The following is a 26927-nucleotide window of genomic DNA, read 5'->3' on the forward strand; positions in this document are numbered from 1 at the left end:
ACCTGCTGCGCACCCCGATCTCGCACCTGCGGTCCTCACCGTACGCGAGTACGGTTCCGGTCCTCGACGCAAGCTCGGGGCGCTCGCGACGGTTCCTTCACACCTTCTGACGCCGGCGCACTGCGGCTCATCAGCGTCTCGACGATCTGGCCCAGGCGGCGCAGGCCTGAGTCGACCGCGTCGCCATACGGCCAGCCGCAGTTGATGCGCAGGTAGTGGTCGAAGCGCGACGAGTTCGAGAACAGCGTGCCGGGCGCCACCACGATGCGCTCGGCCAACGCCGCATCGAAAACCCGTGACGAAGAAAGCCGCTCGGGCAGCTCGACCCACAGCTGCAGTCCACCGGGCGGCAGGTTGATGCGGGTGCCCGCCGGAAAGTAGCCGGCAATCGCATCGGCGGTCTGTTCGCGCTGCGTCTTCAGGCAGGCGCGCAGGTGGCGCAAATGGCGGTCGTAGGCGCCGGTGCCCATGAACAGCCCCGCCGCGCTTTGCGAAAGCCCCTCGTTGTTGCGCGTCTGCGCGAACTTGAGCATTTCCACCCGCGCCTGCCAGCGGCCCGCCGTGATCCAGCCCAGCCGAAGGCCGGGTGCCAGGATCTTGTGCAGCGAGGCGCAATGAATCACGTTGCCGCTGGTATCCCAGGACTTGAGCGCGCGCGGCGGCGTCGGGGCGTCGACGAGCTCGCTGTAGGTGTCGTCTTCGATCAGCGGAATGGCGTGCCGCTCGCACAGGTGGGCGAGCCGTGCCTTGTGGGCATCGGGCATCACGCTGCCCAGCGGGTTCTGCAGGTGCGGCACCACCACCACGGCCTTGATGTTGTCGTAGGTGCGGATCGCGAGCTCCAGCGCCTCGATCGAAATGCCGGTCTGCGGGCTGGTCGGAATTTCCAGCGCGCGCATGCCCAGGCTCTCGAGCACCTGCAGCAGGCCGTAGAAGGTGGGCGATTCCACCGCCACCGTGTCGCCCGGCTGCGCCACCGCGCGCAACGCGAGGTTGAGTGCCTCGATGCAGCCGTTGGTGACCAGGATGTCTTCCGGCGAGATCGCCATGCCTACGCGCACGCTGCGCTGCGCGAGCACTTCCCGGAACTGGCGATGGCCCTTCAGCTGCGCCGCGACCGTCAGCAGGTCCGGTTGCTGGCGCAGCATGCGCGTCATCGCATTGCGCAGTGCCTCGGCCGGATACAACTCCGGTGCGCCGCGCGCGATCGAGAGGTTGAGCTTTTCGGGAATCTGCCGGCGGCGCGCCACGAAGTCCGAAACCTTGGCGTGTATGCCCACGTACTGCGCGGGATCGGGCGGCACGCCGGCTGCGGGCTCCTCCATGGGCGCAATGGCCAGCCGCTTGGGGCGGCGCACAAAGTAGCCCGAGCGGTCGCGCGCCTCGACCCATCCGTCGCTCTCCATCGTGCGGCACAGCTGCAGCGCCGTCGAAAGACTGATGTCGTGCAGGCGCATCAGGCTGCGCAGCGAAGGCAGCTTGTCGCCCTGCTTGAGCGAGCCGGTGTGAATAGCGTCCACATAGTGCGCTGAAAGCTGGCGGTAGAGCGGTAGCGAATCCATGGCGTCGATGCTCCCCCTATCGCGCATCCGAAAACAGATGCAGTTGCTAAGGAAAACGACCATAACAGATGCGCCGTGGCAACCACTGTTCCGGTGCGAATCGCCTTGGCGTGTGCCTGTTTTCCGGGCGCCCGAATTCCTACGATGACCGCACCAACTCCAGAAGGTGCGCCCATGTCTCCCCTCACGCTCGATAGATTGCCCGATACCCTCGTGCTGCACCCTGGGCAGGCCTTGCGTGCCTCGCTCGACCCCGCCACCTGGATCGAAATGCTGGAAGGCTGCGCGCAGCTGGTGTCGCCGCCGTCATGGTTCGGCGACACGGTGTTCACCGCCAAGACCGTGCTGAACGAAGGCGACGTGCATCGCCTGGAGTGCGGCGGCTGGATCGAACTCTCGGCGCTCACGCCGGTGCGGCTGCGCGTGCATGCACCGCGGCAGGCGGCGGTTGCGCCGGCTTCCAGGCACCCAGCGGAAACGCGGCCGGTGATGCGGCTGGTGCGGCTGCTGACCGGGACCTAGCCGCGCGGCTTTCTACCGCTGGCTCGCCGCTTCGCGCAGCGCATCGAGAAAGCTGCGCCGCCACCAGTGAATGTCTTGCTCGCGGATGCGCGACAGCAGCTTCTGGTGCCGTTCGCGCCGCTCCTCGAGCGGCATCTGTAGCGCCTGCTGCACGGTTTCGGCGGTGCCGTGCGTGTCGTAGGGGTTCACCAGCAGCGCTTCCTTCAGCTGCTCGGCCGCACCGGCAAAGCGCGAGAGCACCAGCACACCGGGGTCGGCCGGGTCCTGCGCGGCAATGTATTCCTTGGCGACCAGGTTCATGCCGTCGCGCAGCGGCGTCACCAGCCCCACCGCGGCCGCACGGCACAGCCCCGGCACGCGCTTGCGGGCCACCATGCGGTGGATGTACCGCACCGGCATCCAGTCGAGCTCGCCGTAGTCGCCATTGATGGCGCCGCACAGCGACTCGAGCTCGCGCCGGATGTCGCCGTAGGCATCGACCGTTTCGCGCGTGGGCGAGGCAATCTGGATCAGCGTGGCGCTGCGGCGGTTCTCGGGGTAGTTGGCAAGCAGTTCGCGGAATGCGCGCACCCGCTGCGGAATGCCCTTGGAGTAGTCGAGCCGGTCGATGCCCAAGAGCAGCCGCCGCTGCGAGTACTCGCGCTTCATGGTCTCGAACATGTCGCGCGACTCCTTGGCATGCGTGAGCGCCGCGAACTCGTCGACGTCGATGCCGATGGGGAAGGCGCTGCAGCGCACCGTCTGGCCGTAGGCGCGGTACATGTCGTCGCCCAGGTATTCGCCATGCGCCTCGTTGCGCACATAGTGCTCGAAGTGCTGCACGTCCTGCTGCGCCTGGAAGCCGATCAGGTCGTAGGAGAAAAGCGAGCGCATGAGCCACTCGTGCTGCGGAACGGCCGCGATGATGATCTGCGGCGGCAGCGGAATGTGCAGGAAGAAGCCGATGCGCTGCGTGCAGCCCATGGCGCGCAGCTCGGCCGCGAGCGGGATCAGATGGTAGTCGTGGATCCAGATGATGTCGTCTGGCTTGAGCATCGGCATCAGCTTGCGCGCGAACAGCTGGTTCACGCGCCGGTAGCCGCCGATGAAGCCGGCTTCGAAGTGGGCCAGGTCGAGCCGGTTGTGGAACACCGGCCACAGCACGTCGTTGCTGTAGCCCAGGTAGAAGCTGTCGTGGTCTTCCCGGCTCAGGTCGATGGTGGCGAGCGTGACCTTGCCGGCCTGCTGCATGTGCAGCTCGCCTTCGCCCGTGGGGCCGTCTTCCACGATCTGCCCGCTCCAGCCGAACCACAGGCCGCCGCTTTGCTGCAGGCTTTCACCGAGCGCAACGGCCAGGCCGCCCGCCGCAGGCTTGCGTGGATCCGCCACGCGGTTGGAAACAACAACGAGCCGACTCATATGCACGAGTCCCAGGGCGCCGACAGCCGCACAGCCGCGTTGATGATGCCGACCATCGAATACGTCTGGGGAAAGTTGCCCCACATCTCGCCCGTGACCGGGTGCGTGTCTTCCGAGAGCAGGCCGAGCGGGTTGCGCGCCGCCAGCATGGTCTCGAAGATCTGGCGGGCCTCGGCCTTGCGGCCGATCTTGGCCAGCGCGTCGATTCGCCAGAAGGTGCAGATGTTGAATGCGGTCTCGGGCTTGCCGAAGTCGTCGGCCGCTTCGTAGCGGCGCATGTAGGGGCCGTCGCAAAGCGACTTTTCCATGGCGTCGACGGTGGAGATGAAGCGCGGGTCGCGCGCGTCGATCAGCCCCACCTCCACCATCAGCAGAATGCTGGCGTCCAGTTCGTGGCCGCCGAAGCTCTCGGCAAAGGCCTGGCGCTCCTCGCACCATGACTTGGCCAAAATTTCTTCCTTCATGCGCGCGGCGTGGCCGTGCCAGTAGGCGGCGCGCTCGGGCAGCTCCAGCGCACGCGCGATCTTGGCCAGCCGGTCGCACGCGGCCCAGCTCATCAGTGCCGAACTGGTGTGCACGCGGGCGCGGGTGCGCAGCTCCCACATGCCCGCGTCGGGCGTGCCATAGACGCGGATCGCCTGTTCGCCCACTGCTTCGAGGTGCGGAAACTCGGCCACGCCCGCACGCGCGAGCAGCCGGTGGTCATGAAAGGCCTGCGCCGCGCCGAGCACGATGTTGCCGTAGACGTCGTGCTGGAAGTGCTCCTGCGCTTGGTTGCCCACGCGCACGGGGCCCATGCCGCGATAGCCGGCAAGGTTCTCGACCATCGACTCGGGCAGTTCGCGCTCCAGCCCGATGCCGTAGAGCGGCTGGATGTGCTCGCCGTGCGAGCCGATCACCACGTTGCCCAGCCAGCGCAGGTAGTCTTCCATGGTGCCGACTTCGCTCAGCGAATTGAGCGCCCGCACCACGAAGAACGCATCGCGCAGCCAGCAGTAGCGGTAGTCCCAGTTGCGCTGGCTGCCCGGCGCTTCGGGAATGCTCGTGGTCATGGCCGCGACGATGGCGCCCGTGTCTTCGTACAGAGAGAGCTTGAGCGTGATGGCCGCACGAATCACCGCGTCCTGGTACTCGAACGGAATGGCCAGCCGCTTGCTCCAGGTGCGCCAGTAGGCAATGGTTTCCTGCTCGAAGCTGCGTGCCGTGTCGGCAATGCCGTCGAGCAGGGTTTCGTCGACGCCGAACATGAAGTTGTATTCGCGCGAGATCACGAAGGGCTGGCGCGAAAGAATGTGCGAAATCGATGCGTCGGTATTGAGCCGCAGCGTGAGGTCCGGCCCCACGTAGCGAATGTGGTTGCTGCCGCGGGTGACTTCCACCGGCGCCGAGGCACCCCACTGAAAGCGCGGATCGAGCGCCACGCGAATGCGCGGCGCGCCGGCAATCGGGCGCACGCGGCGCACCAGCATCAGCGGCCGGAAGTAGCGCGAGCGGCTGTAGAAGCGCGGCGCAAAGTCGGTGATCTCGATGCCTTGGCCCGCGCTGTCGAACAGCTGCGTGCGCAGCACCGCGGTATTGGGTTCGTACCACTGCTTGCTGGATGCGAAATCCTCGATCTCGATGGCCCAGGCGCCGGCGTCTTCGCCGGGGTGCAGCAGGGCATTGAACACCGGATCGCCGTCGAAGCGCGGCAGGCAGCACCACACGGCGCGCCCGCGTGCGTCGATGAGCGCGCTGTAGGCGCAGTTTCCAATCACGCCCACATTGAGCGAAGGCTCGGCCGGCGGCCCGAAGCCGCGCGGCACCGCCGAAGCCGCGGCGCGCGGATCCACCGGCGCACGGTCGTCGGGCCCGGCGGCGCCGGCAAGCGAAATGCCCGCACGGTCTTCAGGTGCCTTGGGCAGTTGCAGTTCGCTCATCCAGCACTCCTCGGGTTTTCATCTTTCTTGTGTTCCGGCGCGGCCAGTTGATCGCGCAACTGCACCAGCCATTCGTACACCGCCCGCGGCGATTCGAGCCGGTGCAGTGCCAGGCTCGGACCCGAGCCCACCTTGATGCCGATGCCGCCGCGCGGCTGCACCACCGCGAAGCCGCTCTCGTCGGTGGTGTCGTCGCCAGCAAAGACCGGCGTGCGTCCGGCGAACGGGGGCTCGTTCATGAAGGCCTCGATCGCAATGCCCTTGTTGATGCCCGTCGGCTTGACCTCGAACACGAACTTGCCATGCAGGAGCTCGAGCTGGGGCCGGCCCGCAATGGCGCGCGACATGGCGTCGCGGCACACGGCCTCCAGTTGCGGCGCGAGCCGGTAGTGCAGTGCAATGGCCGCGTGCTTGCGCTCGACCAGGAGGCCTTCATGCACGCGCGCCAGTTCATTGGCAATCTCGAGAATGGGTACGAGGTCGGGGGCGTGCTGCTCCTGCATGCGGCCCTTCGAATCGCGCCGCTGCACGCCGTGTTCGCCGGCTGCCGGCAGCCGCAGCGGCGCAAGAAAGCGGTCGATGGCGTCGATCTGGCGGCCCGACACCACGGCCAGCGCACCGCCGAGCTGATCGCGCAGGTTCTCGAGCAGTGCCACCAGCGCGGGAGGAACTTCGACAGCCTCGGGAGTGGGCGCAAGTGCGACCAGCGTGCCGTCGAAGTCGAGAAAAAGGGCTGAATCTCGCCCCAACGGAGGGGGCAGTTGTGAGGGCACTTTGGAAGACATTGGCATCGCCGAAAACCATAACACGGGCATAGCAATTCCCGTGTCGGCCAAAGTCGGACGTATACCCGCGGCGGGGCCGCTTCAGCCCGGCAACGCCGTCACGGCCGCCACGGCCTCCACGCGCGCGCGATGGATCGCCTCGCCGATCTGCGGGCCCGTGGCGCCCGACTGCTGAGCCGTGCGTGCGACCGCATCGGTCGCCACGCCGGCCGCCGCGCGCAGCACCGCCAGCAGCCGCTCGCGCTGGGGGTAGGGCTGGTCTTCGAACCCGAGCCGGCCGCGCGAGTCGCACTCGCACGCCAGCAGCACCTCGACAAAGCGCGCGGGCTTGCGGAACGCATCGCAGCGCTCCAGCAGGCGCACCAGTTCGGGTGCATCGAGTTCGCCGCTGGCGTGAACGTTGCCGTGCTCGCGCGCCACCACCTCGGCCAGTTCGCGAATGTCGACCGGCACGCGCCAGCGGTCGCACACCGCGTGCAGCAGTTCGGCGCTGCGCTTCTCATGGCCGGTATGGCGCGGCAACAGAGCGGGTTCGGTCGTGCCCTTGCCAAGGTCATGCATCAGGCAGGCAAAGCGCACCGCCAGCGGCGCCTGCAGCCTGGCGCTGGTGTCGAGGACCATCATCAGGTGCACGCCGGTGTCTACCTCGGGGTGATGCTCCGCGGACTGCGGCACGCCCCAGAGCCTGTCGACTTCCGGCAGCAGCACGGCCAGCGCGCCGCACGCCCGCAGCACATCGAACATGCGCGAGGGGCGCGTTTCCATCAGGCCGCGGGCCAGCTCTTGCCAGACGCGTTCGGCCACCAGCGCATCGGTTTCGCCGGCTCCCACCATTTCGCGCATCAAGGCCATGGTTTCGGGTGCGACCGAAAAATCGTCGAAGCGCGCGGCGAAGCGCGCCACCCGCAGGATGCGCACCGGGTCTTCGCGGAAGGCGTCGGTCACATGGCGCAGCACTCGCTGTTCCAGATCGCGCCGGCCGTGAAAGGGGTCGGCGAGCTTGTCTGGATCGGGCTCGAAGCTTCCACCGGGCTGCACCCACTCCGCGGGCATTGCAATGGCGTTGACCGTGAGGTCGCGCCGCGCCAGGTCTTGCTCCAGGGTGACGTCTGGCGACGCATGCACGGTAAAGCCGCGGTAGCCGGGCGCGCTCTTGCGCTCGGTGCGGGCCAGCGCATATTCCTCGCGGGTCTGCGGGTGCAGGAACACCGGAAAGTCGCGCCCCACGGGCAGGTAGCCGCGCGACGTCATTTCTTCGGGTGTGGCGCCCACCACCAGCCAGTCATGGTCGGACACCGGCCGCCCGAGCAGCCGGTCACGCAGCGCGCCACCGACGAGATACGTTTTCATGCGCTCCAGTGTAGGGATATCCATACGCCAAGAAATAGAACGACCGTTCGATAATTTTCTGGCAAATCAAAGGAACGTTCGCCGATTTGCCCGAAAGGTAGCCGCTGTTTCAGCAGCCGCCGCGTGCCACGAACATTAAAACCAAAGGAGCAATCACACCATGAAGAAAACAATGTTTGCGCTGGCGGCAGTGAGCGCAATGGCGTCCGGAAGCGCGTGGGCGCAGAACGCCGGGGACTGGGTCATCGGCGCAGGCTGGCTTCGAATGTCACCGCAGGATTCGAGCAAGCCGCTCACCTTCACGGCGCCGGTGCGCAGCGTGGTGCCCGGTTCGGGCGCGTCGGTGAGCGACGCCGACACGCTCGGCCTGAGCGCGGTTTATTTCGTCGACAGCCATTGGGCCGTGGAGGGGGTGCTGGGCATTCCGCCAAAGTTCAAGCTCGACGGCGAAGGCACGCTGGCCCGCATCGGCGAGCTCGGCGAAGCGCGGCAATGGAGCCCGACGATTCTGGGCAAGTACTACTTCAACGAAGGTAGCAGTGCTTTCCGTCCGTTCGTGGGCCTGGGCGCCACCTATGTCTGGTACAGCGACGTCAAGCTCACGCCGGGCCTGCAGGGCGCGCTGGGCAGCCAGGTGCGCCAGCCGCCGCTTTCCACCTCGACCACCGCCAAGCTCGACAGTTCGTTCGCGCCCGTGCTCAATGCCGGCGTGGCCTACCAGTTCGACAAGAACTGGGGCGTGTCGTTCTCGGTGTCCTACATTCCGCTGAAAACCAAGGCCAAGCTCACCACCACCTCGATCACCGGCCTGCCGGTCGCCACCAGCGAAGCCAGGCTCAAGCTCAATCCGATCGTGACGTACCTCGCGGTGACCTATCGCTTCTGAGCCTCGGCCTCGAAGAGCTCAGCGCGCCTTGCGGTACGGCTCTTCGAACTGCAGGAAGTCTTTCTCGGCCAGGGCGTCGTCGATCCACGCCTTGACGCCGGGCAGAGCCTGCACACGCTCGATGTACGCCGTGATGGCCGGCGGCACGGGCAGCCCGTAGGTCTTGATGCGCGTTCCCACGGGTGCGAAGTAGGCGTCTGCATTGCTGAATTCGCCGAACAGCATCGGGCCGCCATGGGCACTGAGCAGGTCGGTCCACATCTGCACGATGCGGTCGACCTCGCCCTGCAGGCCGGGGTTGTCCTTCAGCAGCTGCGCGCCGACGTCGGCCAGCGACGCCTCGATGTTCATGACGCAGAGGCTGCGAAGGTTTCCGAAGCCCGAGTGCATTTCGGCGCAGATGCTGCGCGCGCGGGCCCGGTCGGCCGCGGCGCGGGGCCACAGCTGCTTTTCGGGAAATGTCTCGGCCAGGTATTCGGCAATGGCGAGCGTGTCCCACACCACCAGGTCGCCGTCGACCAGCACCGGCACCTTGGCAACAGGGTTCAGCGAGCCGATGGTTTTCTTGAACTGCGAATTGGCCTCGAACGAATCGAAGCGCACCTTCACTTCCTCGAACGGAATGCCGGCCTGCTTCATGAGCACCCAGGGCCGCATGGACCAGGACGAGTAGTTCTTGTTGCCGATGTAGAGCTTGCGCATCGCGTTGTGATCCTGCGGTTCAGATGAAAAAAACCTTCAATGCTAGCGGGGCCGTGCGCGCCGATTGATGCCGAAGCGCAGGCGAATTGATGCGTGCAGCGCGCCGGGCCTTTCTCTTTCAGCGCGGCGGCGGGTCTTCAGGAGAGGCGATCACGCGGGACGCCTCGCCGTTCTTGCCTTCGCCGCGCGGCGGACCGACCAGCCGCTCGATCAGGTTCACAAGGCGCGGCACCAGCGAAAGCACGGCCAGCGCCAGCAGCGCGCTCAACACCGCGGTCACTTCGCGGCCGAGCCCGCAGGCCATGCCGATGGCGGCGGTCATCCACAGCCCGGCGGCGGTGGTGAGGCCCTGCACTTGGTGCTCGTCCTTGCCCTGCTTGAGGATGGTGCCGGCGCAAAGAAAGCCCACGCCCGCCACCAAGCCCTGGATCACGCGGCTCATGTCGGCCGGAACAATGCCGGTCTGCTGCGGAATGAGCACGAACAGCGCCGAGCCGATGGCCACCAGCATGTGCGTGCGCACGCCGGCCGCCTTGCCCTGCTGCTCGCGCTCGAAGCCGAGCATGAAGCCGATGATGGCCGCGAGCATCAGGCGAACCACGATGCGCGTGAGCTGGGCGACGTCGCCCACGTCCGAGAACTCGGCCGCAACGGTGTCGAGTACCTGGTCGCCCCAGCTCATGTCAGGGAAGGTCCTTGTTGGGTTCGGGCTCGGAGGCGTCGCGCGGGCCCACTCGGCCCAGGCGCTCTTTCAGCGATTGCGGGCGCCCGGTGATCAGCGCGGCGTAGTTGGTCGTATTGGCCAGCACCTTCTTCACGTAGTCGCGCGTTTCGTTGAAGGGCACGTTCTCGGCCCAGATCGCGGCTTCCATCACCGGGCCGTTGCGCCAGTTGCGCGGCCGGCCGGGGCCGGCGTTGTAGGCCGCGGCGGCGAGCGCCATGGAGCCGTCGAAATCGTCAAGCGCCAGCTTCAGGTAATTGGTGCCGATGGTGATGTTGGTCTCGCGGTCGTTGATCTGCCCCGGCGTGAAGTCGTTCATGCCGATCTTACGGGCGGTCCAGCGGGCCGTGGCGGGCATGACCTGCATCAGGCCCGACGCCCCCACGCCCGAGCGCGCGTCCATGATGAAGCGGCTTTCCTGGCGGATCAGCCCGTACACGTAGGCCGGGTCGAGCCCGATGTCCTGGCTCTTGCGCAGCACCGTGTCGTGGAACGGCATGGGGAAGCGCTGCTCCGCGTCGATCACGCCCTTGGTGCGCTCGCTGGTGTTGATGCAACGGTCCCACACTTCGCGCTGGCAAGCGAGGTCGGCCGCGGCCAGCAGTGCGCGGTCGTCCATGCCGCCCTTGTCGTGCAGGTTGGTGGCGTAGTTCCATTCGCGCGTGCCCTCGGGGCGCAGGCCGATGGCAATGGCGTAGAGGGCGCGGCTGAGCGAGGGGTTGCTGCGCGCGGCGTTCTTCTCTTCGGGCGTGAGGGGCGCCGGGCGAGTGGGCGTCACGGTGCGCTGGCCGAGTTCTTCGAGCGCCAGCATTTCGTAGAAGCCGCGCGTGCCGGCAATGCTCTGGTAAAGCTCGCGTGCCTGGGCGCGGCGCTCGTCGCCGCCCGCGGCGCTGAGGGCGCGCGCCTTCCAGTAGACCCAGGTGGGCTCCAGCTGGGCGGTTTCACTCATGGCGTTGATGGCGGGCGCCACCTCTTTCCACTGGCCGTTGCGCAGCGCGGCGCGCACGCGCCAGCCGAGCATGTCGTCGGACAGGTCGCTGTTCTTGGTGACGTTGGCGAAGTAGCTGCCCGCCATGGGCGAAAGCTTGCCCGCCGCCTGGCGGCCGATGGTGCCCCAGAGCCAGTTGCGCTCTTCGGCGGAAAGCATCGGGCCCCACTTGCTGTCGAGCTGCGTGGCGGCCTGTTCCGGGTCGGCCATGGCAATCTTGATGAGCGCCAGAACCACCAGCTCCTTGCGCGACTTGGCGGCCACGAAGGCGCGGCCGGCCAGGAACTTGGCTGCGCTGGCGTTGAGCTCTTCGAACAGCGGCAGCGCATCAGGGGCGGCAATGGTCACGGCGCCGCGCGCGGCTTGCGGGCGGTTGGCCTCCATGGCCAGGCGGGCCTTCTTCCAGACGTCGTTGGTCGAGATCAGTCGGGCCGCGACCATGCGGTCGGCGGCGGTAAGGCAACCGTCGTCGGCCTCCTTCTGAGCGAACCAGTTGCGGCGTACCTCGTCGGCCTGGGCCTGGGTAGCGGTGCCGGAGCGCAGGGCCTCGACCAGCACCGCATAGCAGCGCACCTGCGCGTCGTCGCCCATGCGGAAGCCGGCAATGGCGGCGGAAAAACCGTCCCAGTCGCGGCGCTGGCCCAGCAACAGCAGCCAGTCGTTGCGCAGGCGGTCTTCCTGGTAGGTGCCCGGGTAGCGGGCGAAAAAGTCTTGCACCTCGTTCGGCGCAGCTTCCTGCAGGCGTGCCTTGAGCTCCCAGTAGGCGGCCCAGGGTTCGAGCGCATGGCCGCGCGCCTGGGGCAGCAGGGCGGAAAGGCGGCCCTTGTCTCCGCGCTGGAAGGCCTGCTTCATCTGGATGAGCACGTCGTCGTTGCTGTTGGCCTGCGCGGCGGCGGGCTGCTGTGAAAGCAGTGCGGCAGCTGCTACAACAGCGGAAAAAACGAGTGCGGGTGCTGCGCGGCGCGGGCGGTGGCGCATGGATGCCAAAATGCTTGGGAACTGCATCGGGGGATTATGGACAAGTCAAAGGATGCCGACACCTCGGCGACCGTGAGTTTTCTCAAGGATCAGCTGCGAAAAGCGCTGATCGAGCAGCGCCTGGCCATGCCCGACCGCCTGGCCAGGGCCGACCTTCTGCAGCGGGTCATGCGAATCTGGCTGGTCGGCCGGCCCGACACCGTGATTGGCGCCTACTGGCCCATCAAGGGCGAATTCGATCCGCTGCCCGCATTGCACCGCTGGAAGGAAGACGGCGAGCTCATCGACGAGCCGCAGCGCCGCCGCATCGGGCTGCCGGTGATGAACAAGGTGCACAAGACGCTGACCTTCCATGCCTGGTACCCCGGCTGCCAGATGGAAGAAGACGCCTACGGCATTCCGAAGCCCAAGGACACCGAGCTCATCGTGCCCACGCTGCTGTTCGTGCCCTGCGTGGGCTACAGCGCCGGCGGCTATCGCCTGGGCTACGGCGGCGGCTTTTACGACCGCACGCTGGCCGCGCTGGAGCCGCGCCCGTTCACGGTGGGGCTGGGCTTTACCAACGGCTTTCTCGACGAATACGAGCCCGAGGCGCACGACCTGCCGCTCGATGCCATCCTCAACGACAACGGCGTCGTCTGGCCGACGTCCTGAGCCGCGCGGCGGCCGCTGGTCGCTGGCTCAGTCGATGTTGTCCACGGTGTCCGGGTCGGGCACCTCGCCGATGGTCTCGCGCGTGGTGATGGCCTGGGCCTGCAGCCAATCCCAGAAGGCCCTGATTTCCGGCCGCAGCGCATTGCGCGGCCCGGCGATGAGCCAGTAGCCCATCGGCGAATCCATTCGGTGCTGCGGCAGCACCTCCACCAGGTCGCCGTTGGCCAGGCTCTCTGCAATGAGCGAGCTGCGCGCCAGCGTGACGCCCTGGCCGGTGAGGGCGGCCTGCACCATCTGGTAGGCGTAGTTGAAATAAAGCCAGCGCTTGGGCTGCGCCCTCTCGAGGCCGTTCACCTCGAACCAGCGCCGCCAGGTCAGCCATTCGAGGTGCGTGCGGTGCGCGTCGCCGGCCTCGATGAGCGTAAAGCCGGCAATGTCGGCCGGCGTCTTGATGGGCGGGCTGCTCTTCAGCAGCCAGGGGCTTGCCACGGGCGTCAGGGTTTCGCCAAAGAGGCGCACCGCCGTGGTCGGCATGGCCTCGCGCGGGCCGTAGCGCAGGGCAATGTCCACATCGGCCACTTCCAGGTCCACTGCCACGTCGCTGGCGTCGATGCGGATGTCGATCTCGGGGTTGTCGCGCTGAAAGGCCTCCAGCCGTGGAATGAGCCACATCGATGCAAAAGATGCAAAAGTGGTGAGCGACACGCTCTTGCGCCCCGCGCTCTGGCGAATCTGCCGCACGGCCGTATCGATGCGCGGCAGCGATTGCTGCACCGCCAGCAGCAGCTGCGCGCCCGCGCTCGTGAGCTCCACCGCCCGCGTATGGCGCAGGAACAGCGCCACGCCCACCTCTTCCTCGAGCGACTGGATCTGGCGGCTGACTGCCGACTGCGTGAGCGCCATTTCTTCCGCCGCGGCCCGGAAGTTCAGGTGCCGGGCCACGGCCTCGAAAGCGCGCAGATGGCCGGCCGAAATCGGACGGGAGCGCAGGTGGGTTTGGGAATGCTGCATGGATGAGGGCGTGGACGGCATCGGTCGATTGATGCGAATTCGGAATCAGTAGGCTACTTCGTTTTCATTGGACTGCCAACAGGGCAAGAACGATCATTCATTCCCGAACTGCGCCATTGCCTCCCTCCGTGTCATCGCAGTTCGGCAAAGCCCAAGGAGTTTCATCATGTCCACCGCCGTCTGCACCAACGAATCGCTCGCTTCCCTGTCGTCTGCCCGTACCGCTTCCGCCGTTCCCCCGGCCGTGCGCCGCGGTGCCTGGCAAATTGCCCCCGGCGAGGCAATGAGCCTCAAGGCGCGGTCGGCCAGCGTGCTGCGCGTCAAGCAGGGCCGTGTGTGGATCACGCCGGACGCCACCTCGGCCACGGCCAGCGAAGACCTGGTGCTGGCCCCCGGCGAGTCGCTCAACGTGGCCGCCGGCCAGCGCATCGTCATGGAAGCGTGGGATGGCTACGGTGCCACCTACTCGTGGGATCCTGCGGCCTAGACCGGTCGACTCCCCACGGCGGAAAGGCGGCTTCGGCCGCCTTTTTCGTTTTCAGCCGTTGATGTCGAAGCTGGAGCGCAGCGCCAGGAAGTGCTTCAGGGCGGCTTCGCCTTCCAGCGCGTGCACGCCGGCCATGAGGTGGGGGCCTTCGCTTTCGGCCAGGCCCATGCCAAAGCCCGAATAACGGCGGGCGGCCAGGGCGCCCTGGTAGACCACCCGCACATCGGTGTGCCGGGAATCCTGGTCGATGCGCTGCATCAGCGTCTTCACGGCTTCGGGCGGGCCTTCGAGATGCTGGCAGAAGCGCATGCCGTCAAAAACCAGGAGACCGGTGATCTGGTGTTGCGCATTGCGTGCACGGGCCTGGGTCACTATGGCGCCGACCGTGGCGGGTGGCAGGTCTTGCGTGAGCACACTGCAATAAAAAATCTCGAAAAGCGACGTTTCTTCTGTCATGCGAACGGGTGCGGAAAACGTGCGAAGTTTATGAAGCCCGGGCACACGCCGAAATGTAAAAAGACACAGGTAAAAAGCCTATAGTGGCGCGTGAAATTCGAGGACCATTCACCCCCTGCCTTGCCGCCGCAGGGGGCCAACCCCTGCGACGACTGTGCGTTGCGCAAGCTCGAGGCCTTCTTGCCGGCATCGGCGGAAGAGCTCAAGACCATCGAGTCCTTCCGGGTCGGCGCCCGCCGTGTTCCGGCCGGCGGCGCCATCGTCGAAGAGCATCGGCCAAGCGCCCAGCTGTTCACCCTCTATTCGGGTTGGGCATTTCGCTACAAGACGCTGAGCGACGGCCGCCGCCAGATCCTGAGTTTTCTGCTGCCCGGCGATTTCATCGGCCTGCAGGATGAATTTGCCGACGGCCAGACGCACGGCGTGGAGGCCGTGACCGACGCCACGCTTTGCGCCTTTTCGCGCGACCGGCTCTGGGAACTGTTCCACGCCCAGCCCAAGCTGGGCTACGACATCACCTGGCTCGCCGCGCGCGAGGAAAAGATGGTGGACGACAACCTGGTGACCACCGGCCGCCGCAATGCGAGTGAACGGGTCGCCATGCTGCTGATGCACCTGTACCGCCGGGCCGAGCGGGTCGGCATGGTGCGCGACGGCTGGGTGGAGTTTCCGTTCAACCAGCAGCACCTGGCCGATGCGCTCGGGCTCTCGCTGGTGCACACCAACAAGACGCTGCGCAAGCTGCAGGGGTTGGGGCTTTACAAGCTCGACGCGGGCTGGCTGCGCATTCTCGAGCCGCATGCGCTCGAAACATTGGGCGACTATTTCGAACGCCCCATGCGGCCCACGCCGCTGATCTGAGCTCGCGGCGCCCTGCGGCATCTTGGGGCAGGGCCGTTCAGCGCGCAGCCACCAGTTGCCGAAGATCGTCCTGGTAGGCCTGCAGCCGTCGCACGGCCTGTTCGCGCTGGCTAGCGCTGGTGGCGTTGTGAAGGGCTGCCAGGTTGCGGCAGCCCTCCTGCAGCAGTGCCTGCTGGTGATCGCGCCAAGGTCCGGGCGGCGGATCGGCAATGCGCATCACGTAGGCATGGATGGCCGCGCGCGCTTCGGCCGGCGGCGGCTTGGTTGCGTTGAAGCCGCGCAGCAGCGCCAGCGCCTCCTGTTGCCGCTGGCGGCGCTCGGAGCCGGCCAGCCGCGGGTCGAACACCGACTGCACCACTTGCTGCCGAACCAGCTCGCGCTGCTCGGGCGTCAGCCGGCCGTAGAAATCTTCCAGGCGATCGAGAAACTTTTCGTAGCGCTTTTCCTGCACTTCGGCGGGGCTGCGGTCGAGCCATTCCTTGCGGTACTCGGCATTGTTCTTTGCATACTTGCGCTCGAGCTGCTGCAGTTGCGCCTCGGTCAGGCTCAGGGCCAGCTCGGTGCCGGCAGGTTCCGCACGCTCGGTTACCGCCAGCAGGCGTTCGCGGATCTGGTCCGCCATGCGGCAGGCCTGCGCCGCGGTCACGTCGCGCGGCGCCAGGGCCTGCGCTTCCTGCAGCACGCCGAGCACCCGGGGCAGTTCGTTCTGACGGTGCCAGCTCAGCAGTTGCGCGAGCTCGTCGCGCACCTTGGGCGTTTGCGAACCGTCGAAATCAACGTATGCGTCGAGCCACCAGTAGCTCAGCTCGGGCAGGTTGTTGTAGGCCAGCTTGATCGTGCTGCACGCGCCCAGCGCGGCGGCCACAAGCAGCACGCCGATAATTCGCGCCAACTTGGCGCAACGCATTCGGGTAGAAAGAAGCATGAATCAGATTCCGCAAGACAACCAGGGACCGGTCGACGTGGTCATCATGGCGGCCGGCAAAGGCACGCGCATGAAGAGCAGGCTGCCCAAAGTGTTGCATCGTTTGGCCGGGCGTGCACTGCTCGCGCATGTGACGGGCACCGCCGCGCGCATCGGCGCCCGCCATGTGGTGGTAGTGACCGGCCACGGCGCGGCCGAGGTCGAGGCGGCGATGTCTTCCGGCAACGGAGTCGGCACCGCGCTGCAGTTTGCGCGGCAGGAGCCGCAGCTTGGCACGGGCCACGCGGTGCAGCAGGCGGTTCCGCTCCTGCCTGAAGACGGCACGGTGCTGGTGCTGTCGGGCGACGTGCCGCTGATCGGCGAGGAAACGCTGCGCGCGCTGATTGCCGCGAGCGCCGGCCAGCGGCTCGCGCTGCTGACCATCGAGTTCGACGACCCCACGGGCTACGGGCGCATCGTCCGTGCCACGGAAGAGGGGAGCGGTGAGGTCTTGGCCATCGTCGAGCACAAGGACGCGACCGAGGCACAGCGAGGAATCCGCGAAATCTACAGCGGCATGATGGCCGTGCCCGCCAGCCTGCTCAAGGGCTGGCTGGCCCGGCTGGACAACCGCAATGCCCAGGGCGAGTACTACCTCACCGACATCGTCAAGCTGGCCGCCGCCGACGGCGTGCCTGTGGTGGCGCATGTCACGACCGACGCGCTCCAGGTGGCGGGCATCAACAGCCCCGCGCAGCTGGCGTCGCTCGAGCGTGCCTGGCAGCTGCGGCAGGCGGAGGCGCTCATGGCACAGGGCGTGCGGCTCGCCGATCCGGCGCGGTTCGACCTGCGCGGCACGCTGGCTTGCGAGGCCGACGTCGAGATCGACGTCAACTGCGTGTTCGAAGGCTCGGTGTTCCTGGGCGAGGGCGTGCGCATCGGCGCCAACTGCGTCATTGCAAATGCGCGCATCGAGGCGGGCGCGGTGATCCACCCCTTCACCCACATCGAAGGCGAGAAGGCCGGCGTCACCGTCGGCGAAAGGTCGCTCATCGGCCCCTTCGCACGGCTGCGGCCCGGTGCGCAACTGGGTGCCGAAGTGCACATCGGCAATTTCGTCGAGGTCAAGAACTCGACCCTGGCCGAGGGCGCCAAGGCCAATCACCTGGCCTATCTTGGCGACGCCACCGTGGGCCAGCGCGTCAACTACGGCGCGGGCAGCATCACGGCCAATTACGACGGCGCCAACAAGCACCGCACCGTCATCGAGGACGACGTGCACGTGGGCAGCAACTGCGTACTGGTGGCCCCGGTCACCATTGGCGCGGGCGGCACCATCGGGGGCGGGTCGACCGTGAACAAGTCGACCGAGCCCGGCGCGCTCACCGTGGCGCGGAGCAAGGCTGTGAGCTTTCCCAACTGGAAGCGCCCGCAGAAGAAGCCCAAGGCCTGAAGAGGCAGGCGGATCAACCCAGCGGCAGCCGGGGCTCGAACTTCGCGCGCTTCAGGCTGAAGAAGGCCTTGACGTTGCGCACGTTCGCGTCGGCATTGAAAAGCCGCTGCGCGAGCGCGCCGTAGCCGGGCATGTCGCGGGCGGCCACCACCAGCACGAAGTCCGGGCCCGGCGAAACGCGCCAGCATTGCTGCACGGCGTCGTCGGCGATCACGCGCGCCTCGAAGGCGTCGAGTGCTGCCGCGTCTTGCCTGTCGAGCGAGATTTCGACCACCGCCTGCAGGCCGTGGCCCAGCACCGCGGCCAGGCGGTCAGGCGAAAGCAGCGCGATTTGCCGCTCGATGAGCCCTTCCTGCCGCAGGCGCTGAACGCGGCGCAGGCAGGTCGGAGGCGAAATGCCGATGTTCTCGGCCAGCCGCTGGTTGGTCTGCGAGGCGTCGCGCTGCAGCGCGTCGAGCAGGCGAAGATCTATTGCATCGAGCGAGATCGGTTCCATATATGTATGAATTATGGAATAAAAGTTCATACGAAGAGATGGGTGAAATAAATCTTCAAAAAGATCGATATTTCGAGTGCATATTTTTTCGCCTCATCTCTACCATCTGGCTTTCTCCTCATTCAAAGGCAGCTCACCATGTGCGGCATCGTCGGCGCAGCGTCCCATCGCAACATCGTTCCGGTCCTGGTCCAGGGGCTTCAAAGGCTCGAATACCGCGGCTATGACTCCTGCGGCGTGGCGGTTCATGCGGGCGGCCTCACGCGTGCGCGCACCACATCGCGCGTGGCGGACCTCGTCACGCAAGTGCGCGAAGACCATGTCGAAGGCCTGACGGGCATCGCCCACACGCGCTGGGCCACGCACGGCGCACCGGCCGTGCACAACGCGCACCCGCACTTCAGCCATGGGCCCGGCGCCGACGCGCAAGGCGCGCGCCCCGGCCGCATCGCGCTCGTGCACAACGGCATCATCGAAAACCACGAAGCACTGCGCGCAGCGCTCGAAGCCAAGGGCTATGTCTTCGAGAGCCAGACCGACACCGAGGTGATCGCCCACCTGGTCGACAGCCTGTACGACGGCGACCTGTTCGAGGCCGTGAAGGCCGCGGTGCTGCAGCTGCACGGCGCCTATGCCATTGCCGTGATCTGCCGCGACGAACCGCAGCGCGTGGTCGGCGCGCGCGGGCTCGCCGCTCATTCTTGGCGTGGGCAAGGAAGGCGGCGAAAACTTTCTTGCAAGCGATGCCATGGCCCTGGCCGGCGTCACCGACCAGATCGTCTATCTCGAAGAAGGCGACGTGGTCGACGTGCAGCCCGGCAAATACTGGATCGTCGACCGCGGCCACAAGCCCGTGCAGCGGCAGGTGCGCACCGTGCAGGCACACAGCGGCGCGGCCGAGCTCGGCCCCTACCGCCACTACATGCAGAAGGAGATCTTCGAGCAGCCGCGCGCCATTGGCGACACGCTCGAAGGCGTGGCCGGCATCGTGCCGGAGCTGTTCGACGGCATCGGGCAGGATGGTGCCACCGGCGCCAGCGCACACCGCGTGTTCAAGGACATCGACAAGATCCTCATCCTGGCCTGCGGCACCAGCTACTACAGCGGCTGCACCGCCAAGTACTGGCTCGAGGGCATCGCCAAGATCTCGACGCAGGTCGAGATTGCGAGCGAATACCGCTACCGCGACTCGGTGCCCGACCCCAAGACGCTCGTCGTCACCATCAGCCAGTCGGGCGAAACCGCCGACACGCTCGCCGCGCTCAAGCATGCGCGCTCGCTCGGCATGGAACAGACGCTCACCATCTGCAACGTGGCCACCAGCGCCATGGTGCGCGAATGCAAGCTCGCCTACATCACGCGCGCCGGCGTCGAAATTGGCGTGGCCTCGACCAAGGCTTTCACCACGCAACTGGCCGGCCTTTTCCTCCTGACGCTCGCCATTGCGCAGACCAAGGGGCGTCTCACCGAAGCCGACGAGGCGCGCTACCTGAAGGAAATGCGCCACCTGCCGGTCGCGCTGCAATCGGTGCTCGCGCTCGAGCCGCAGATCATCGGCTGGGCCGAAGACTTCGCACGCAAGGACAACGCGCTCTTCCTCGGCCGCGGCTTGCACTACCCCATTGCGCTGGAAGGCGCGCTCAAGCTCAAGGAAGTGACCTACATCCACGCCGAGGCCTATGCCGCCGGCGAGCTCAAGCACGGCCCGCTCGCGCTGGTCACCAGCGAAATGCCTGTCGTCGCGGTCGCGCCGAACGACGCGCTGCTCGAAAAGCTCAAGAGCAATCTGCAGGAAGTGCGCGCCCGCGGCGGCGTGCTTTATGTGCTGGCCGACGGCGACACGAAGATCAAGGGCAGCGAAGGCCTGCACGTCATTCGCATGCCAGAGCACTACGGCGCGCTGTCGCCGCTGCTGCACGTGGTGCCGCTGCAGCTGCTGGCGTATCACACGGCTTGCGCGCGGGGAACCGATGTGGACAAGCCGCGCAATCTTGCGAAGAGCGTAACGGTGGAGTGAGGCGGGGCTGCGGCCCTGGTTGTAGTCTTCGAATAAATTCTTGGAGTTCATCCTGGACCTGCGCGACCTCCAGTACTTTGAAGTCATTGCCGAGCTCGAGCACATGGGGCGCGCGGCCGAACGGCTGCACCGCACGCAACCGGCGCTGACAAGCTGCGTACGGCGGCTGGAAGAAGCGTGCGGCGCGCTGCTCTTCGAGAAAACAGGACGCGGCATCCGCCTGACCAGTGCGGGGAAGGCGCTTCTCAAATGGGCCCAGCGCACACGCTTCGATGTGGAAAGCGCGCGCCGCGAAATCAACGACATCGGCAGGGGCCTGACCGGAAACATCAAGATCGGCATCGTTCCGACGGCCGCGCAGTTCCTGTTGCCTCCGGCCGCGCGCGACTTGATGCGCGAGGCACCCGAGGTCACTTTGCGGACCACCGTGGCGCTTGTTGACATCCTGAAGCCGCTGCTGCGCGCCGGCGATATCGACCTGATGGTCGGCACCGAAGGCGCTGCTGAACCCGGGTTCGCCTCGCAGAATCTGGCCGAGGACGTGATCGTGGTCGCCGCATCGAATACGCACCCAATCTTCGACAAGCCGAAGCCGAGCCTGAAGGACCTGGCGGGCTATCGATGGGTGCTCCAGCCCCCTGGGGCCCCGACGCGGGACTGGCTCGACCAGACCTTCGATCGCCATCGCATTCACCGGCCTGTGGTGCAGGTCGAGAGCACGATGCTGCTGATGCTGCCGACACTGATCGGCGAGACAGGCCTGCTGAGCTTCATCTCGCGTCTTCACCTGCAGGCGGGGCGTTCCGGCGCAGCCTTGCGCGAAGTGAAGCTGCCGGCCACGACCATGCGCCGCCGCATGGTCGTGACCTATCGCGACAGCGGCTATGTGTCCCCGGCAGCCCAACGGCTGATCCGCTTGCTGGCGAAATACGCCGACTCGCCGCCGGGCTGATACCAAAAGCCAGATCTATCGATCTTCAAAAACTATCGATTGGACTGAATAGGCCCAGCGCCGAATACTTGCCTCTACTGAACGCACCGCCCGCAATCGAGCAGGGTGGGCCAAACAGGAGACAAGTTCATGCCACATCGCGCCCTCACGGCGGCTGCTTCGCGCCGCCTCATCGGCATCGCCGCCATCACGCTACTTGCCGGTGCAACGCTCATGGCGCACTCGACGGCGTCCGCACAGGCGTATCCATCGCGCCCTATCAAGCTGATCGTTCCCTTTCCGGCTGGCGGCGGCACCGACCTTATTGCACGTGAAGTTGCCAACAAGGTGGCCGTTGCGAACGGATGGTCGATCATCATCGACAACAAGCCCGGCTCCGGCGGCAACCTGGGCGTGGATGCCGCAGCCAAGGCACCCGCCGACGGCTACACGCTGGTGCTGGGCCAGACCAGCAACCTGGCGATCAACCCCACGCTCTACGCCAAGCTGCCTTACAACCCCGAGAAGGACCTGACCCCCATCGTCGAGGTTGCAAGCGCGCCGCTCGTCCTTGTGGTGGCTGCGGACTCGCCCTACAAGACGCTCGCCGACGTGGTGGCCGCTGCCAAGGCCAAGCCCGAGTCGCTGAACTACGCCAGTTCCGGCAGCGGCACGGTGGCGCATCTCGCCACCGAGATGTTCCAGAAGACGGCAGCCGTCAAGTTTACGCACGTTCCGTACAAGGGCGCTGCGCAAGGTTCGACCGACCTGATCGGCGGGCAGATCCAGATGTACATGTCGTCGGTGCCGACGCTGATCGGCTACGTCAAGAACGGAAAGATGCGCGCCCTTGCCGTGACCTCGCCCAAGCGCACCGCGGACCTGCCGTCGGTGCCCACCGTTGCGGAATCGGGCTTCAAGGGCTTTGAAGCCGTCACCTGGTTCGGCGTTGCCGGGCCGGCGGGCTTGCCGAAGGACGTGGTCGCCAAGCTGAACGGTGCGTTCAACAAGGCGCTGCAGGACCCGGAGGTCAGGAAAAAGCTCGCCAGCCAGGGTGCCGATGCGCTCGGCGGAACGCCCGAGCAGTTCGCCAAGCTGATCCATGACGACATCGGCCGCTGGGGCAAGATCGTCAAGGAATCCGGCGCCAAGGTCGACTGACCACTTTCATCTCTTGCATCCGAAAGAACGCCATGCCTTCCGATCTTCCCGACATCATTCGCAACTTCGAACGCGTGCCCGCGCACATCGTGGCCCAGGCGGCCCACTTTCAACCGGCGATCCTGGCCGACGTGGCGGGGCGCCGCGGTGCGGTGGACGGCCGCATCAAGGCACTGCGTCCCCGCATGAAGCTCGCCGGCACGGCCATCACGGTGGAAGTGCGCCCCGGCGACAACCTCATGATCCACGCCGCCATCGCCATGGCCAAGCCCGGCGACGTGCTGGTGATCGACGGCAAGGGTGACCAGACCGCGGCGCTCATGGGCACGATCATGATGACCGCGTGCAAGAAGCTCGGCATCGCCGGCGTCGTGATGGACGGCGCATGCCGTGACAGCGGCGAGATCGACGAGATGGACTTCCCCGTCTTCTGCGTCGGCACCAATCCGAACGGCCCGACCAAGAACATCGGCGGGCGCATCGGCCATCCGGTGTCGATCGGCGGCGTCACGGTGAACCCCGGCGACTTTGTCATTGGCGACGGTGACGGCGTGGTCGTGGTGGAGCGCGAGAAGATCGAGTCCCTGCTGCCGCTTGCCAAGAAGAAGGTCGAAGACGAGGCCGCGCGCATCGCTGCCATCAAGGAGGGGAACACCACCGCCAAATGGCTCGATGCGGCGCTGCGCACCGCCGGCGTGCTGAAAGAAGGCGAGACGCTGTGAGCGCCATCATCGTGACGGGCGCCGACCTGGCGCCGCAAGCTCTCGCACTGCTCGAGGGGCATGAGGTCGTCTACGCGGGCAAGACACCGACCGAGGAAGACCTGGTTGCCCTGTGCCGCGCGCATGATCCGGTGGCCATCATCGTGCGCTACGGCAAAGTGGGCGCGTCCGTCATGGACGCCGCTCCATCGCTCAAGGTGATATCGAAGCACGGCAGCGGTACCGACACGATCGACAAGGCGGCGGCGAGCGTCCGCGGCATCGAGGTGGTCGCGGCGGTAGGCGCCAACGCCGCAGCCGTCGCCGAGCAGGCCCTGGCATTGCTGCTTGCCTGCGCCAAGTCGGTGGTGGCGCTGGACGCGCGCATGCATTCCGGCCACTGGGACAAGGCCACGCACAAGAGCCTCGAGCTCGGCGGCCGCACCATCGGCCTGGTGGGGCTGGGTGCGATCGGCATGCGCTTTGCGCGCACGGCCGATGCGCTCGGCATGCGCGTGCTGGGGTTCGACCCGTTCGCCAAAAATCTGCCGGCCCATGTCGAAGCGGTGGACCTTGCCACGCTCTGGCGCGAATCCGACGCCATCTCGCTGCACTGCCCGCTGACGGAAGACAACCGGGGCCTGCTCAACGCACAGACGCTGGCGCAATGCAAGCGCGGGGTGATCGTCGTCAACACGGCCCGCGGCGGCCTGATCGACGAGGATGCCCTGCTCGAAGCCGTGCGCTCGGGCCAGGTCGCCATGGCCGGGCTCGACAGCTTCGCGGTCGAACCGATGGCACCCGGCCACCCTTTCCAGGGCGAAAAACGCATTGTGCTGAGCCCGCACATCGGCGGCGTGACCGGCGATGCCTATGTGAACATGGGCGTGGGTGCCGCGAAGAACTTGCTGCAGGTGCTCGCGCGCCAGGCCGCGACCAACTGAATCTGCCGAGCTGCGCGAATGAATGCGCCGCCCGCTTTTTGAACATCGCAAGGAACCCATGATTCACAACACCATCCGGCGCATGCTCGGCGCCTGCCTTCTTGCCGCCGCCGCGTCTGCGCAGGCCGCCTTTCCGGAGCGGCCCATCACGCTCGTGGTGCCGTATGCGCCCGGCGGTTCCGCCGATGCGCTCGCGCGGGTGCTCGCGGTGCGCGTCGGCGCGAAGCTCGGCACCAGCGTGATCGTCGACAACAAGCCAGGCGCCAGCGGCACCATCGGTGCGAGCTTTGCCGCCAAGGCCGCACCCGACGGCTACACGGTGCTGTACGACGCAACGCCGTACTCGATCAACCCGCACCTTTTTCCGCGCATGCCGTTCGCCGCCAACGCCTTGCAGCCGCTGGCGCTGGTCGCGCTGGCACCCAACATCGTCATCGTGCGCGCGGAGTCGCCCGTCAAGACCATCAAGGATCTAGCGGACAAGGCCAGGTCGGAGCCCGGGAAGATCAACTTCGCATCTGGCGGCAGCGGCACCGTGCAGCGCCTTGCAGCTGAACTGTTGCGCCAGCGGCTCGGTCTGGACATGGTGCACGTCGGCTACAAGAGCGGCGGCCCGGCCATCGTCGACACCATGGGCGGACAGGTCGACTTCATGTTCAGCACCATCGCCGCGTCATATCCGCTGGTGTCCAGCGGCAAGCTGCGCGCGCTGGCGGTGTCGTCGCCGCAGCGCTCGCCGCGCCTGCCCGACGTGCCGACCATTGCCGAGACCGTCGCGCCCGGCTACGAGGCGTACGAATGGAATGGCCTGCTGCTGCCCGCCGGCACCCCTGCCGCTGTCGCCGAGAAGCTCCACAAGGCCGTGGTCGAGGTGCTGAAGGAGGACGAGGTCAAGCGGCGCTTCGTCGACGTGGGCGTGCAGCCGGTGGGCTCGACGCCGGCCGAGTTCGCCGAGTTCCTGAAGAAGGAAGATGCCAAGTGGGCGGACGTGATCCGCAAGGGCAGCATCAAGCTCGACTGAGCCGTCGTCGATGACCGCCAACCCGCTCTCGCAGCCGGTTCCTCATTCGGTGGGACTGAACCGGCCCGTGCTCGCATTTCCGCCGGACGCCTGCGACAGCCACATGCACATCTTCGATCCGCGATTTGCCGCATCGAAGCACTGGAAGCGCCAGCCGCCGCGAGCCGAAGTGGGCGACTATCGTTTGCTGCAGCGGCGGCTTGGCACCACGCGCACAGTGGTCGTCAATCCTTCGACCTACGGCACCGACAACGCCTGCACGCTGGACGCGCTGGCGCAGTTGGGCGAGCACGCGCGCGGCATTGCCGTCGTCGGGCAGGATGTTTCCCACGAAGAGCTCGACCGTCTTGCCGCGCGCCGCATCTGCGGCCTGCGGGTGAACTTCGTCACGCCGCAGTCCTGGGGTACGACCACCGCGCAGATGCTCATCACGCTCGCGGGAAAGGCGGCTCGGCTGGGTTGGCACGTCCAGGTCTTTATGCAGCCGGAGCAACTGGTCGAGCTCGCACCCGTGCTTGCGGCGCTTCCGGTGCCATTGGTCATCGACCACATCGGCCGCATCGATCCGGCCGAGGGGGTCCATGGCGAGGCCTACACGGCCATGCGGAGACTGCTCGACGCAGGCAACACCTGGGTCAAGCTCTCCGGCGTGTACATGCGCTCGCGCGACGGCGCACCGGCCTATCGCGATTGCGCTGCCATGGGCCGGGCGCTGGTTGAAGCGGCACCCGAGCGCCTGGTCTGGGGAGCGACTGGCCGCACACCACGGAGAATCCCAACACCGTGAACGACGCCGACCTGGCCGATGTGCTCGCGGCCTGGTGCCCGAGCGTGGCGGTGCGCAGCCGCATCCTGGTCGACAACCCCGTGAAGCTCTACGGCTTTGCGGCCGGCTGACTTGCCGGGCAGACCGCCCCTTTAAACCTGTGGGGCCGAGGCCCTCAAGGAGACAGACTTGTACCTACTGCATGCGCCCCAGGTGCTGGAGCTCCAGACCTTCACCACCATGCCCGGCATCTTCCGGCGGCAAGAGCGGAGCGCCTGGGCCGACGCCAACCGCGGAGGCCAACCCACCGATTCCTTTCTCGAAGGCCCCGTGTTCGACGACGCCGGCAATCTCTACGTCTCGGACATTCCCTTTGGCCGGATCTTTCGCATAGACGCCGCGGGCGAATGGACGCAGGTTGCGGAGTACGACGGCGAGCCGAACGGCATGAAGTTCATCGACGCGCACACGCTTCTCGTCACCGACTACAAGAACGGACTGATGCGCGTCGACGTGCGCACCGGCCATGTCACGCCGCACCGGCAGCGGCGCAACACCGAGAGCTTCAAGGGCGTCAACGATCTTGTGCTCGACGCAGAGGGCAACATCTACTTCACCGACCAGGGCCAGAGCGGATTGCACGATCCGTCGGGCCGGCTCTATCGCTTGCGCCCGAATGGGCAGCTCGACCTGCTGCTCTCCAACGTGCCGAGTCCGAACGGCGTGGCGCTGTCCCCCGATGGCAGGCTGCTGTATCTCGCGGTGACGCGCGGCAACTGCATCTGGCGCGTTCCGTTGCTGCCCGACGGCAGCGTGGCCAAGGTGAGCCAGTTCTTTACCTCCTACGGCCCCAGCGGCCCCGATGGACTTGCGGTCGACACACAGGGGCGCCTGCTGGTCGCCAATCCTGGCCTCGGCTACGTGTGGGTGCTCAACCAGCGCGCGGAACCTGTGATGGTGCTGCGCGGCCCGGCCGGTGCGTCGACGACCAACATCGCGTTCGGCGGGCCCGGCAGAGCGACGCTCTTCGTGACCGACTCCACCCACGGCAATGTGCTGAAGCTGGTGCTGGATACGCCTGGGGTCGCATTGCATCGCGGGCCGCTGCCCGGGCAGCAAGCAGAGAAATACTGATGGTTGATTTGAGCTGGCGTGCTGGAGGCGGTTGTTGCAAGAATGCTGAATTCTTGATCCGGGGGCTGCTTTGGAGCAAAGCGTACGGCTGGTGTGGGCCCACTGCAGTCATACGCCGC

24 protein-coding genes and 2 pseudogenes are annotated in these 26927 nt (G+C 66.6%); 14 read left to right on the forward strand and 12 right to left on the reverse strand.

From position 1 onward, the window contains the following. Nucleotides 1–35 precede the first annotated feature (35 nt). Nucleotides 36–1562: an aminotransferase-like domain-containing protein gene (locus tag M0765_RS13350; RefSeq protein WP_258504094.1), complete on the reverse strand. Its 1527-nt coding sequence runs from the start codon at nt 1560–1562 to the stop codon at nt 36–38. 174 nt (nt 1563–1736) lie between these two features. On the opposite strand from M0765_RS13350, the gene M0765_RS13355 reads away from it, so the two are divergent. Further along, nucleotides 1737–2084 carry a hypothetical protein gene (locus M0765_RS13355; RefSeq protein ID WP_258504095.1) on the forward strand — a complete coding sequence of 116 codons (348 nt, stop codon included), beginning with the start codon at nt 1737–1739 and terminating at the stop codon, nt 2082–2084. Between the two features lie 12 nt (nt 2085–2096). Here M0765_RS13355 and otsA read toward each other — a convergent pair whose 3' ends face one another. From otsA to M0765_RS13375, 4 genes are all read right to left on the reverse strand, one after another. Beyond that, the gene (gene otsA, locus M0765_RS13360; protein WP_258504096.1) at nt 2097–3482 is read right to left on the reverse strand and encodes an alpha,alpha-trehalose-phosphate synthase (UDP-forming); all 1386 of its coding nucleotides are present in this window, start codon (nt 3480–3482) and stop codon (nt 2097–2099) included. Continuing rightward, nucleotides 3479–5401, reverse strand: a complete 1923-nt coding sequence (locus M0765_RS13365) for a glycoside hydrolase family 15 protein (protein ID WP_258504097.1) — start codon at nt 5399–5401, stop codon at nt 3479–3481. The genes otsA and M0765_RS13365 overlap by 4 nt, the downstream gene beginning before the upstream one ends. Then, nucleotides 5398–6192, reverse strand: coding sequence for a trehalose-phosphatase (gene otsB / locus M0765_RS13370; protein ID WP_443098617.1), 795 nt, complete (start codon nt 6190–6192; stop codon nt 5398–5400). Before otsB ends, M0765_RS13365 begins: the two co-directional genes overlap by 4 nt. A 75-nt stretch (nt 6193–6267) precedes the next feature. Then, on the reverse strand, nt 6268–7536 hold the full coding sequence (locus M0765_RS13375; protein WP_258504099.1) for a multifunctional CCA addition/repair protein: 1269 nt from the start codon (nt 7534–7536) through the stop codon (nt 6268–6270). Between the two features lie 160 nt (nt 7537–7696). Here M0765_RS13375 and M0765_RS13380 point away from each other — a divergent pair, with 160 nt between their 5' ends. Beyond that, entirely contained in the window at nt 7697–8422 is a 726-nt protein-coding gene (locus tag M0765_RS13380; RefSeq protein ID WP_258504100.1) for an OmpW/AlkL family protein, read from the forward strand. An 18-nt stretch (nt 8423–8440) separates the two neighbouring features. Here the strand turns inward: M0765_RS13380 and M0765_RS13385 are convergent, their stop codons facing one another. The 3 genes from M0765_RS13385 to M0765_RS13395 form a co-directional block, all read right to left on the reverse strand. Further along, nucleotides 8441–9124, reverse strand: a complete 684-nt coding sequence (locus M0765_RS13385) for a glutathione S-transferase family protein (RefSeq protein WP_258504101.1) — start codon at nt 9122–9124, stop codon at nt 8441–8443. A gap of 118 nt (nt 9125–9242) precedes the next feature. Next, the gene (locus M0765_RS13390; protein ID WP_258504102.1) at nt 9243–9806 is read right to left on the reverse strand and encodes an MgtC/SapB family protein; all 564 of its coding nucleotides are present in this window, start codon (nt 9804–9806) and stop codon (nt 9243–9245) included. Nucleotide 9807: 1 nt separating this feature from the next. Then, entirely contained in the window at nt 9808–11811 is a 2004-nt protein-coding gene (locus M0765_RS13395) for a lytic transglycosylase domain-containing protein (protein ID WP_258504103.1), read from the reverse strand. Nucleotides 11812–11847: 36 nt separating this feature from the next. Between M0765_RS13395 and M0765_RS13400 the strand changes: the two genes are divergently transcribed. Beyond that, nucleotides 11848–12465, forward strand: a complete 618-nt coding sequence (locus M0765_RS13400; RefSeq protein ID WP_258504104.1) for a 5-formyltetrahydrofolate cyclo-ligase — start codon at nt 11848–11850, stop codon at nt 12463–12465. Between the two features lie 27 nt (nt 12466–12492). Here M0765_RS13400 and M0765_RS13405 read toward each other — a convergent pair whose 3' ends face one another. Further along, on the reverse strand, nt 12493–13476 hold the full coding sequence (locus M0765_RS13405) for a LysR substrate-binding domain-containing protein (RefSeq protein ID WP_258504105.1): 984 nt from the start codon (nt 13474–13476) through the stop codon (nt 12493–12495). Nucleotides 13477–13642: 166 nt separating this feature from the next. Here M0765_RS13405 and M0765_RS13410 point away from each other — a divergent pair, with 166 nt between their 5' ends. Then, nucleotides 13643–13963 (forward strand): DUF2917 domain-containing protein, encoded by a 321-nt coding sequence (locus tag M0765_RS13410; protein ID WP_126747996.1) that lies wholly within the window; start codon nt 13643–13645, stop codon nt 13961–13963. Nucleotides 13964–14014: 51 nt separating this feature from the next. Here the strand turns inward: M0765_RS13410 and M0765_RS13415 are convergent, their stop codons facing one another. Beyond that, entirely contained in the window at nt 14015–14419 is a 405-nt protein-coding gene (locus tag M0765_RS13415) for a BLUF domain-containing protein (protein ID WP_258504106.1), read from the reverse strand. A gap of 90 nt (nt 14420–14509) precedes the next feature. Here M0765_RS13415 and M0765_RS13420 point away from each other — a divergent pair, with 90 nt between their 5' ends. Further along, complete coding sequence (locus tag M0765_RS13420; protein ID WP_258504107.1) at nt 14510–15280, forward strand: Crp/Fnr family transcriptional regulator; 771 nt, start codon at nt 14510–14512, stop codon at nt 15278–15280. A gap of 37 nt (nt 15281–15317) precedes the next feature. Here M0765_RS13420 and M0765_RS13425 read toward each other — a convergent pair whose 3' ends face one another. After that, entirely contained in the window at nt 15318–16172 is an 855-nt protein-coding gene (locus tag M0765_RS13425) for a DUF6279 family lipoprotein (protein WP_258504108.1), read from the reverse strand. 31 nt (nt 16173–16203) lie between these two features. On the opposite strand from M0765_RS13425, the gene glmU reads away from it, so the two are divergent. Beyond that, on the forward strand, nt 16204–17637 hold the full coding sequence (glmU, locus tag M0765_RS13430) for a bifunctional UDP-N-acetylglucosamine diphosphorylase/glucosamine-1-phosphate N-acetyltransferase GlmU (RefSeq protein WP_258504109.1): 1434 nt from the start codon (nt 16204–16206) through the stop codon (nt 17635–17637). 13 nt (nt 17638–17650) lie between these two features. On the opposite strand, the gene M0765_RS13435 is transcribed toward glmU, so the two are convergent. Beyond that, complete coding sequence (locus M0765_RS13435) at nt 17651–18133, reverse strand: Lrp/AsnC family transcriptional regulator (protein ID WP_258504110.1); 483 nt, start codon at nt 18131–18133, stop codon at nt 17651–17653. Between the two features lie 138 nt (nt 18134–18271). Between M0765_RS13435 and glmS the strand changes: the two are divergent. The 8 genes and pseudogenes from glmS to M0765_RS13475 all read left to right on the forward strand — a co-directional run bounded on the left by glmS (nt 18272) and on the right by M0765_RS13475 (nt 26808). Further along, nucleotides 18272–20150: pseudogene (glmS, locus tag M0765_RS13440) on the forward strand (glutamine--fructose-6-phosphate transaminase (isomerizing)). A 40-nt stretch (nt 20151–20190) separates the two neighbouring features. After that, nucleotides 20191–21102: a LysR family transcriptional regulator gene (locus M0765_RS13445; protein WP_258504111.1), complete on the forward strand. Its 912-nt coding sequence runs from the start codon at nt 20191–20193 to the stop codon at nt 21100–21102. A gap of 129 nt (nt 21103–21231) precedes the next feature. Next, nucleotides 21232–22242, forward strand: a complete 1011-nt coding sequence (locus tag M0765_RS13450) for a Bug family tripartite tricarboxylate transporter substrate binding protein (protein ID WP_258504112.1) — start codon at nt 21232–21234, stop codon at nt 22240–22242. 32 nt (nt 22243–22274) lie between these two features. Beyond that, on the forward strand, nt 22275–22964 hold the full coding sequence (locus tag M0765_RS13455; RefSeq protein ID WP_258504113.1) for an RraA family protein: 690 nt from the start codon (nt 22275–22277) through the stop codon (nt 22962–22964). Next, entirely contained in the window at nt 22961–23887 is a 927-nt protein-coding gene (locus M0765_RS13460) for an NAD(P)-dependent oxidoreductase (RefSeq protein ID WP_258504114.1), read from the forward strand. The genes M0765_RS13455 and M0765_RS13460 overlap by 4 nt, the downstream gene beginning before the upstream one ends. Before the next feature lie 58 nt (nt 23888–23945). After that, complete coding sequence (locus M0765_RS13465) at nt 23946–24908, forward strand: tripartite tricarboxylate transporter substrate binding protein (protein WP_258504115.1); 963 nt, start codon at nt 23946–23948, stop codon at nt 24906–24908. A 10-nt stretch (nt 24909–24918) separates the two neighbouring features. After that, a pseudogene (locus M0765_RS13470) lies at nt 24919–25805 on the forward strand (amidohydrolase family protein). A gap of 58 nt (nt 25806–25863) precedes the next feature. Further along, the gene (locus M0765_RS13475; RefSeq protein WP_258504116.1) at nt 25864–26808 is read left to right on the forward strand and encodes an SMP-30/gluconolactonase/LRE family protein; all 945 of its coding nucleotides are present in this window, start codon (nt 25864–25866) and stop codon (nt 26806–26808) included. Nucleotides 26809–26927: the final 119 nt, after the last annotated feature.

The organism is Variovorax sp. S12S4 (assembly GCF_023195515.1).
In the GTDB taxonomy this organism is placed as follows: domain Bacteria; phylum Pseudomonadota; class Gammaproteobacteria; order Burkholderiales; family Burkholderiaceae_C; genus Variovorax.